Source organism: Candidatus Methanodesulfokora washburnensis (assembly GCF_003947435.1).
Taxonomy (GTDB): Archaea; Korarchaeota; Korarchaeia; order Korarchaeales; family Korarchaeaceae; genus Methanodesulfokora; species Methanodesulfokora washburnensis.
The window spans coordinates 1-8,540 of the sequence record NZ_RCOS01000047.1; the positions used below are offsets into that span (position 1 = coordinate 1).

Annotated in this window: 9 protein-coding genes; 6 read left to right on the forward strand and 3 right to left on the reverse strand. The window is 41.4% G+C overall.

Translation table 11 applies throughout. The features are described 5' to 3' along the window. Positions 1 to 885, forward strand: an 885-nt coding sequence (locus D6D85_RS03005; RefSeq protein ID WP_202617264.1) for an AAA family ATPase, incomplete at its 5' end; no start/stop codon positions are given. A gap of 51 nt (positions 886 to 936) precedes the next feature. On the opposite strand, the gene D6D85_RS03010 is transcribed toward D6D85_RS03005, so the two are convergent. Then, complete coding sequence (locus D6D85_RS03010; RefSeq protein ID WP_125670599.1) at positions 937 to 1,227, reverse strand: hypothetical protein; 291 nt, start codon at positions 1,225 to 1,227, stop codon at positions 937 to 939. A 327-nt stretch (positions 1,228 to 1,554) separates the two neighbouring features. On the opposite strand from D6D85_RS03010, the gene D6D85_RS03015 reads away from it, so the two are divergent. The 5 genes from D6D85_RS03015 (at position 1,555) to D6D85_RS03035 (ending at position 6,771) form a co-directional block, all read left to right on the forward strand. Further along, complete coding sequence (locus D6D85_RS03015; RefSeq protein ID WP_125670600.1) at positions 1,555 to 2,406, forward strand: hypothetical protein; 852 nt, start codon at positions 1,555 to 1,557, stop codon at positions 2,404 to 2,406. Further along, positions 2,403 to 3,296, forward strand: coding sequence for a hypothetical protein (locus D6D85_RS03020; protein ID WP_125670601.1), 894 nt, complete (start codon positions 2,403 to 2,405; stop codon positions 3,294 to 3,296). Before D6D85_RS03015 ends, D6D85_RS03020 begins: the two co-directional genes overlap by 4 nt. A gap of 277 nt (positions 3,297 to 3,573) precedes the next feature. Further along, complete coding sequence (locus D6D85_RS03025) at positions 3,574 to 4,332, forward strand: ATP-binding protein (protein WP_125670602.1); 759 nt, start codon at positions 3,574 to 3,576, stop codon at positions 4,330 to 4,332. Between the two features lie 175 nt (positions 4,333 to 4,507). Next, positions 4,508 to 4,864: a hypothetical protein gene (locus D6D85_RS03030; RefSeq protein WP_125670603.1), complete on the forward strand. Its 357-nt coding sequence runs from the start codon at positions 4,508 to 4,510 to the stop codon at positions 4,862 to 4,864. Between the two features lie 2 nt (positions 4,865 to 4,866). After that, positions 4,867 to 6,771 carry an archaea-specific SMC-related protein gene (locus D6D85_RS03035; protein WP_125670604.1) on the forward strand — a complete coding sequence of 635 codons (1,905 nt, stop codon included), beginning with the start codon at positions 4,867 to 4,869 and terminating at the stop codon, positions 6,769 to 6,771. Between the two features lie 424 nt (positions 6,772 to 7,195). On the opposite strand, the gene D6D85_RS03040 is transcribed toward D6D85_RS03035, so the two are convergent. Both D6D85_RS03040 and D6D85_RS03045 read right to left on the reverse strand, forming a co-directional pair. Next, positions 7,196 to 7,426, reverse strand: coding sequence for a hypothetical protein (locus tag D6D85_RS03040; protein ID WP_125670605.1), 231 nt, complete (start codon positions 7,424 to 7,426; stop codon positions 7,196 to 7,198). A 214-nt stretch (positions 7,427 to 7,640) separates the two neighbouring features. Further along, positions 7,641 to 8,408: a nucleoside phosphorylase gene (locus D6D85_RS03045; RefSeq protein WP_237558731.1), complete on the reverse strand. Its 768-nt coding sequence runs from the start codon at positions 8,406 to 8,408 to the stop codon at positions 7,641 to 7,643. Between the last annotated feature and the right edge of the window lie 132 nt (positions 8,409 to 8,540).

An 8,540-nucleotide genomic window follows, 5' to 3' on the forward strand; every position in this document is an offset into this window, starting at 1 on the left:
AGGGAGGGGTTTGCCTCCTGGAGGGAGCTCTACTCCTTGATTTCGAGAAGCTTCAGCGAGTTTGTTGAAAGGGCCTCAAGATGGGGTAAAGTAAGGGAGGTATTTCTCAAGCTTATTTCTAGGTTAAGAGGTGTTTCGGTGCTAGGCTTCGAGGTTTCCGTGAACTGGCTGCCAGAGAAGAGGCCCTTTTTAGGAGAGCTTTTTGATGTGCTTGATGAGGTCGGGGAGAGAACTGGGGAAAAGGTTATCGTGGTTTTTGATGAGTTTCAGAGGTCTCAGGGCCCTGTTGGAGCATCCCTTCACGGTGCAATAGCACATTCCTATGATTTCCACAGAAATCTCTCGTTTGTGATAACAGGCTCGGAGATGGGCGTGCTTTATGGCATTTTAGAGAATCCTGAGAACCCTCTTTACGGCAGGGCTTATCTAGAAGTGAGAACACGCAAACTCTCGAGGGAGGAGTCTCTGGACTTTCTAAACAGGGGATTTGAGGAAACAGGAGTTAAAGTGGGAAATGAGGTGGAGAGGGCTGTTGAGGAGCTTGATGGAATCATTGGATGGCTCACTTACTATGGCTATCTGAGGGTGAGCGGCAGAGATAACTTTGAAAGTGTGATAAATGAGGCTGTAAAGCTGGCAAAAAGCGAGCTCGAGTCCTTTCTTGCAAGGAGGGTGAGCAGAAGGTATAAAATGGTTTTAAAGCTGCTTGCCGAAGGTGTAACAGAGTGGGGAAGGCTGAAAAGAGCAATTGAGAACTATGAGGGGGTGGAGCTGAGCGACAGAGTGCTATATGAGGTGCTTCAGGGCTTGAGAAAACACTCGATCATAGATGATGAGAACAGGTTCACGGACCCCGTGGTTAAGAGAGCTGCTCAGCGTCTCTAACAGCTTTCCAAGTGCCTGTTAACAGCTTTTGTGCAAAGCGGATCCTGTCAGCTAGATGCTAGCTACATGCATTTGTCTTGTCTTGAGGTATGTTTCAGCTATTTTTATTGTTCTGGCTTTTGCATCGCTTATTCCTTGGACCGGCAGGTGGTTTATTCTTGCCGCTGATAGGAGGGCTTGGACATGGCTTATGTGTGCTTTTATGGCTTTGTATATTTCTTCAAGCTTGTCAGTTATGGGTGTCAGGGTTTCTGGGTCTATTAGGGTGACAGTCGCGTTGTCCACTGGTTGCTCTATTTCCCATCTCTGGAAAATGAGATACACAGCTGCAGGAATCATCATCGCTCTTTTTAACCTTGTAAGTGCGGCGAATTCCTCTATTTCATGCGCATAATTTGTAATGTCTATAATGATTGTTATTGCTATGTTTTCCCTGTATAAGCTTTGAAGATGTCGATGATCTTTATTCTTGTGCTTCTCTGTTTCTGCAAATGATGTTCCGAAAACTCTTATTACATCCTTCCCTGAGAGCCTGTGTGAAAGTTCAAGGAAGAAGGACGAGATGTAGAATAGAGCTGCGAGCTTTTCTTCTTAAAAAGAGAAATGATATAGGATTTTTAGGATAGGACATAAATTTTTTATAAAACCTAATGGCATTATATTACCTCAATGACAGACATGTCTGCTGCACTTGATTTCAGACGTATTACATATAGATGGGCTTTTCTCAGAGGATTTGCTGGAGAAGTAATAAAGTCAGCGCTCGATGCTGTGAAAGGAGGACGGGTAGATGTTGCTCAATACTTTGCAAATCTCCTCTACTTTTTGCCATTCTCATCCACTAGCGTTGAAAAAGTGCTTTTTTACTCTTTAGTAAAAGCAGGTCGAGGTTACGTGGAGAAAGATCCAAGTCTATACGAAGTAAAGGCTAGTGAGGTGCCGGGCTTTGATCCTGATGAGATATATAAGGTCAAAACAGCCTTCGAGTTTCTAAGCAGGTTAGGTATGGCTGATTTAGTAGCGCCTGATATAATTAGGCTCAGATTAAACACCATCAAAGGGATAGTTGAGCCTATAGCTCCCTTTCTAGCTGCTAAAGACCTAAATCCGCAAAACTTCAATCCCGATGCAATAGCGTATCCCTACACAGTAATATCAGGCATAAGTGCTCTCTCTGTTATGGATAAGACAGATCGTCTTCCAAACAGCTTCACTGTTATGGCTGGTTTGCTCAGCCCCACTGTTCATGTGGAAAGAGACGGTACTATCAAGCGGAAGACAGTAATAGAAAAAGATGAGTGGATCTTAGCCAGGAGCCAGATGTCCAAGCTTAAACAGTTTAGAGATAAATTTGAGGTGGAGTACTTCAAGGCTGTTGGGCTTTTACATGAAAACAGAATTATCGTTAAGACGTATCCTATGGAGGTTTCAGGAACGCTTGTGGACATGGTGATTGCACCAGCTTATGATAGATATTACAGGCTGAGAAGAGAGAGGATAATTTCGAGAATGAGAAAATGACAGAAGTAAAGGTCAACAAGTGGGCTTTAAAGTACTACCGACCTCTAACTAATGAGGTCATGTTAGCTATAATGGATGAAGTTAAAGCTCATATTGCTGGTAGTGGAAATAAAACAGTCCTTTCAAGCCGTGATGAAGCCTATGCTTTGGCCTCGAGATTCGATGGAGTACTCTACAGGCCGTTCTTCAAACAAAGACCTATGAGAATTCTAGGGGCTATCATCGATAGATGTGGCGAAGCTCACAATGAAAAGGTCCTTGAAAGGCTTTACATCGGCAAAGAGTTTATCGATCAGTGGGGACAGGTCTTTAAAATCCCGCCGGAGGATGTAATCAAGGAGTATATAACTCCTCTTCTACGTCTTCATATACTCAAGCCTAGTGATAGACCCGAGTACCTGTATAGGGTCGGTATGGAGTTCTTTCATCTTGTAGGCCCTCTAGCACAGTTTCGTGCTGCTTTAGTAGATCCCGAGAAGTATAGAGAGATGAGAGCTGTTGTAAACGGAATTTTGAGCATTTATGTGGTTGCACATGCAGTGAAAAGCAAAATTCATGGAGAAAGCGCCAGAATACCTTGGTTTCTTAGGCTTTCTATGCTCTATACACTCTCAGGACTTGAACCTAGAGTCGCTCAAATTAGAATCAGAGATATTCTCGAGCTTGAAAGGATAAATTACGTAGATAAGTATTTTGTTCATGAAAAAGGACTTCCAGTAGAGCTATGGCGAAGTATCAGAGAGGAAGCCTTCGAGTTCATGGATCGCAACAAAGTGATAGAAGATGTTACTTCAGAAGGTTATAAGCTGAATGATATCTGGATTAGAATGCATGAGGAAGGTGTCAGGAGATACGTCCAAAGGCTTCTGAGGAGGTATAGAGGATTCTGATGAAAAGATGCGAGTCCATTAAGAAGATTACGTGTTCACGTCTTTGTTTTTGTCGGCTACGAAGGATAAACTTTCATATAGTTTAATTCTGAATTATAAGTAGGCTAATGCATATATTTACAAAACAAATAGAGTCTATATCAATAAATATACTAAGAAGGGTTAAAACCCTATAGATAAAAATGATTTTTATATAAAGAGAAAAGCTCACTAAAGGACTTAAAGCTGAATTATAATTTTTATACTACAAGTGATATGTTGCATAGGTGTGTCAAGCATGAGCAGGAGAATTAGGCAGCTTGTTAAGCCCTTAAGAGTTATTGAGACGAGAGAAATACCCGAGGACTACGACATCACTAGGTTTGCTGGTGAAGAGTATAAGAAGATATTCAATTTAATGTTCAAGACCTTCTACTATCAATTTAGAGAAGGCGTTAAAAGAGGCATTAAGGGTTTCTTGCTCCATGGAGAGCCTGGAACTGGCAAAACTAGCTTAGCTTATGCCGTTGCTAGAGAGCTAGGTAAGAAGTTCAGGGATACATATCTAATTCTCATTGATGCCTCTGACATAGCTAGGCCACTTTATGGCGAATCTGAGATGAGGATTGTCGAGGTGTTTGAAGAAGCCAAGGAAAGAGCTGGATACACAGTACTCCTGTTTGATGATGTTGAATCCATATTCATGTCCAGAGGTAGGGAGAGGATAGAGTCGTGGCATATAGCGCAGGACAATGTGTTCTTTCATATGTTGGATGAGCTGGACACGTCAAGGACTGGAATCGTAGCAACAACAAATTGGTTTGAGCTTGTGGATAAGGCTTTAGTGGATAGAATGTATCCAATAGAGTTCAGACCATTAGACTTGGAGACCGCATTGGCAATAGCTGAGAGAAGATGCATGGAACTTGGAGTGAGGTTTGAAAAGGTTAAAGAGGAGATATGCTCGATGAGTTCTCTGCCAAGATCAGCAAGAGAAGTGGAAAGGATAGTGATAAAACACTACATAGAGAAGCTGGAGAGATTGGAGGTGTCTTAAAGCTAAAATCGAATCTCCGGGGTAAACTTTTATATTCACTTTTAAAAGTGAAATCATTACTAACTTTAATTCCTATTAATAATACCTTAACTTCAATTTTACAATGATAACCCGACTTTAATTTTTATAATGAAGTTTTTAAAGTGGACTGCTTACTTTTGGCGAGGTGAAACGGATGCTATTACTGAGGGTTGGATATAATGCAAATTACTACAATAGCTTGTTACATAAACTTACTAAGATTAAGAGAAGTGTTCCTGTTCATGTGGATGTGTTTGCTAGAGGAGGTACGGTTTTTGTGATGAGCTTAGATGACGGCCTTTCTGCGGCATTTTTGTATGCAGCATACCTTAAAGCTAAGAAAAAAGGCCTTAATGCCGACCTAATGTATGCTAGATACATAGATGAGGATTGGCTCCCCGAAGAAGTCAGAAAAACAGGTGAGAAGTGGTTATCAAGGAGATTAAGTGGAAAAAATGCGAAAATGCTTAGAAGCCGTAGTATTACTGAGCATATATTTGCGAGGTGGTGATTATGGTGATAGTTCTAGAACTTGAGAATATAGGAGGCTTTGTCGGTAGACATAAGTTCGAGCTCAGAGAGGGCCTCTCTGAAGTCGTGGCACCAAATGCCATGGGCAAGACTTCACTAGTTAAAGCTTTGCTAGCTATGTACACACCTGACACTGCTTCTGTCGCTGAGCTTCTGAACTATGATGCTGATGAAGGCTACATAAAGATTGAGGTGGGCGGTGAGCTCTTCGTTAGGAGGTTTAAGAGAGAGGGAAACAAAGTTATTGAGGTCGAATCCAAACCTGTTACAGCAGATGATAGAATAAGGTACACAGTCCTAGACCCTCAGCTCGGGGAAGTAGTCAAAAGGCTAGTTTCAGAGGCAAGGCCGGATGTGACAGATTACTTAGAAAAGGTTTTTAGGCTAGATGACTACAGGAAGAGGATAACAGAACTTAAATTGCAGATAGAGGACTTAGAGAAAGAGGAAGAGCACCTGAAAAAAGATGTTGAAGAGTTAATGAAAGTAGACGAGAAGAAGAAGGAACTAGAAAGCGAACGTACAAAATTAGAAGAAGAGCTGGAGAAGGTAAAGAAAATATCCATTGAAAGAGTGAGTGAGATAGAAAAACGTATAGCAGAACTGAACAGAAGAGTAGGAAATATTGAAGAAAGGATTAGGAGTATTGAAAAAGAGCTTATCCCAACAGCAGAGGAAAAGGTAGGGGAGCTACGGTTAGAATTGGAGAGACTAAAAAGAGTGATTGATGAATTCTACGAACGCCATCCAGAGCCTGATAAACATGCTGAAAGCATAAAGGAACGCATTAAGAAAGTTGAGGATCTCATAAATACATTGAAGAAAGAGTTAAGTGAATATATAGCCGGTCAAGATGCAAGGATACCCGTTATTAAAATGGCTTTGTTGGCTGAGGCCGCTAAATGTCCTGTTTGTGGCACACCCGTAAAAAAGCCTAAAGAATTCTGGAGTTCAAGGCTGAAAGTGGCTGAAGAGGATGTAAGAAAGAGCAAGGAGGCCATAATCAAAAACTATAATGAAAAGATAAAGGAGGCTAGTAACGAACAAATGAATTTGTGGAAGGAACTTGAAGAGTTCACGAAGAGATACAACGAGATCAGGGAGATAGAGACCATAAAGATGCCAAAATACGCGGCACAGCTTGAGGATCTCACTAAAGACTTAGAACATTATAGAAAAGAGGTAACTGAACTCAAAAATGAAAGGGAAATTATTGTCAAGGAACTAGAGAGCCTTAAGAGAGAGCTACCGGACGAGGAACGGAAAGCTGCAGAGGAAAGAACTAAGAGAGAGAAGAAGTTAGGCGAGATAGAACAACAAATCAGAAACTTAGAAGAGATCATCGCTAAGAAGAGCGAAAGCGGTAAAAAACTGGTCGAAGTAAGTAAAAGGGTTGAGAAATTAAGAAGAGAGCTAAAGACCACGGAAGAGGAGCTTTATGATACCTTAACAAGAATGAAAGATGAGTTTACTAGAATAGCATCGGAAGTTGTTAGAGAACTAGGTTTCACATGGCTCAGGTCTATTAGATTAGTGGAGAGTGAAGTGCATGACAAGGTCACAGGCGAACTGAGAAAAAAGTTTGAAGCGAAGGTTGTCAGGATCCTTCCAAGTGGCAGAGAAGTTGAACAACCTCTGAGTACCCTAAGCACCAGCGAAAGACTGGCTGTCTCGTTGATTGCTGTTTTAACAGGCTACAAGTTGAAGATGTTCGAGGAATATAAGGGCCTAGCACCAATACTAGCAGACGAGGCACTCTTAGCATTCGATCCTCATAGGTTTGAAAGAGTTGTAGAGGAGATCAGAAAATATGCCAAATATGTCGTGATAACGAAGCTTGTAGAACCTAGTGAAGTCCCAGAGCTAACTATAGTGCATAAGCAATAAGAACTTATAACTCAACCTTCAATTAATTTAAATTAAGAGTTGTTTGGACTTTGTATCCACTAAGATAAGGAATATCACGAAGTCCTTAATAGGAAGGGGTAATGTAAGTGCATAAATCTGGTTAATAGTAAAAAGCTTCTGAAGATATGAAAGGGTGCATTACTAGGATTATTTCATAGAATTATCGACCTTAATATGATAATTCTGGCTTATCTTTGTATCTCTTAGAATTTCTTCAGATACGAAGATATTATGCAGATTCTGAGTTCTGCCGCATTATAGATAATTTACAGCTTTCAGATGCTTCTCTCGCTTTGCTGCAAACTGATCTTAGTTCCTCGATTATTATTGGATCCTCCATTTCTGGTACAATGCACTTCATCAGAGAAACCGAAGAGCCTAATGCACCACTACATTAAGGCTTCTATAATTGCCTATAAATAAACATTTTTATCTTCATCTTCTTTTTCAGGAGATCTTCCAGCAGCCTTCCCTTCTTCTCCACTTTATCTACATCAATATCTAAGCTTTTGGCACGTACCTCGATTGTTATGCTTTCCTCGTCCTTTTCACTGAAGAAAGCATGATTGACCACTCGATTAAGCCCGTAATCTAGGGCATCTGCAATTCTCAGCACAGCTATTGCCAGCAGCATATCCCTGTCATCTTTTATTCTCTCATCATCCAGCGGATTGAGCTTCTTCCTGTGATAATAGGCAATTATGGATGATCTCTCAGCAAGGCTCCTATCTTGCAGTTTATCTCTGATTATCTCAGCTGAAAGCTCGTGATGAATATCCTTATTGCGGTAATCCCAAAGGCCACATCAAAATATAAATGGGATTAGTATAAGGGTAATAGCTTTAATTTCAGCTCTTTGAAAGAGTTTCCAAGACAGCTTTTAGCAGGACTTCCATTCTTTCTTTAACTGATTTTTCATAAAAGGCTTGGAGCCATCCCTTCTCTGTTAAAATATCTGAGATGACCTGAGCTGAAGCTGCTTCAACATTTCTGTATTTTGCAACAGCGAAAATTGCTGATGTCTCCATGTCCACAGCTAAAACGCCATTATCCCTGAATTTGCGGAACTTGCCCAATGTCTCCCTGTAAACGCCGTCAGTGGACCAAACAGGGCCGACAAAATGCCTGATTCCTCCCTCATTTAAGCGCTTAATTAACATCTCCCTCAATCTCTGGGAGGACTCAACTTTCACTTCCGGTGGAAGATAATGATAGGAGGTTCCCTCATCGCGAATTGCCTCTGTCACAACGATTATGTCAGCTGGCTTTAAAAACTCCTGTAAACCTCCAGCTAAGCCTACCTCGATGATTATTTTTGCCTCACAGGTGACAGCTTCTTCAAGTGTGGCGACTGCAGCAGGTGCTCCAATCCAGAAACGGCCAACCCCTATCTCCACATTGTTAAATTCGCCGATGCAGAATGGCTGAGCTTCACCGTAAATCCATTCAACAGATCTGCCATTGATCAGGCTCTTTGCGCACTCAAATGCGCTTCTCTGATAGGTTAAAAGCAGGCGTTCCGGGATTTTCAGGGCATCTATTGGAACTCCTCTCTTTTCTGCAACATAGCGAATGGTGTCCAAGGGGCTAAATATGGGGTCATCCTCCTTCGCCATCATAAAGCTCAGTCCTCTTCAAATTTAATTTTAAGTATGCTTTGCATGCATTATCGAGGTCAACCTTCAATGGTGAGCAGTAATGGGAAAAGCTGAGTTTTTCAGCGATAGGAGGTCGAAGCGCATCATCCC

Excerpts from the sequence above, each read along its gene's own strand:
- D6D85_RS03010 (WP_125670599.1), bottom strand. The coding sequence starts at position 1,227 with ATGATGATTCCTGCAGCTGTGTATCTCATTTTCCAGAGATGGGAAATA.
- D6D85_RS03015 (WP_125670600.1), top strand. The coding sequence starts at position 1,555 with ATGACAGACATGTCTGCTGCACTTGATTTCAGACGTATTACATATAGA.
- D6D85_RS03020 (WP_125670601.1), top strand. The coding sequence starts at position 2,403 with ATGACAGAAGTAAAGGTCAACAAGTGGGCTTTAAAGTACTACCGACCT.
- D6D85_RS03025 (WP_125670602.1), top strand. The coding sequence starts at position 3,574 with ATGAGCAGGAGAATTAGGCAGCTTGTTAAGCCCTTAAGAGTTATTGAG.
- D6D85_RS03030 (WP_125670603.1), top strand. The coding sequence starts at position 4,508 with ATGCTATTACTGAGGGTTGGATATAATGCAAATTACTACAATAGCTTG.
- D6D85_RS03035 (WP_125670604.1), top strand. The coding sequence starts at position 4,867 with ATGGTGATAGTTCTAGAACTTGAGAATATAGGAGGCTTTGTCGGTAGA.
- D6D85_RS03040 (WP_125670605.1), bottom strand. The coding sequence starts at position 7,426 with ATGCTGCTGGCAATAGCTGTGCTGAGAATTGCAGATGCCCTAGATTAC.
- D6D85_RS03045 (WP_237558731.1), bottom strand. The coding sequence starts at position 8,408 with ATGGCGAAGGAGGATGACCCCATATTTAGCCCCTTGGACACCATTCGC.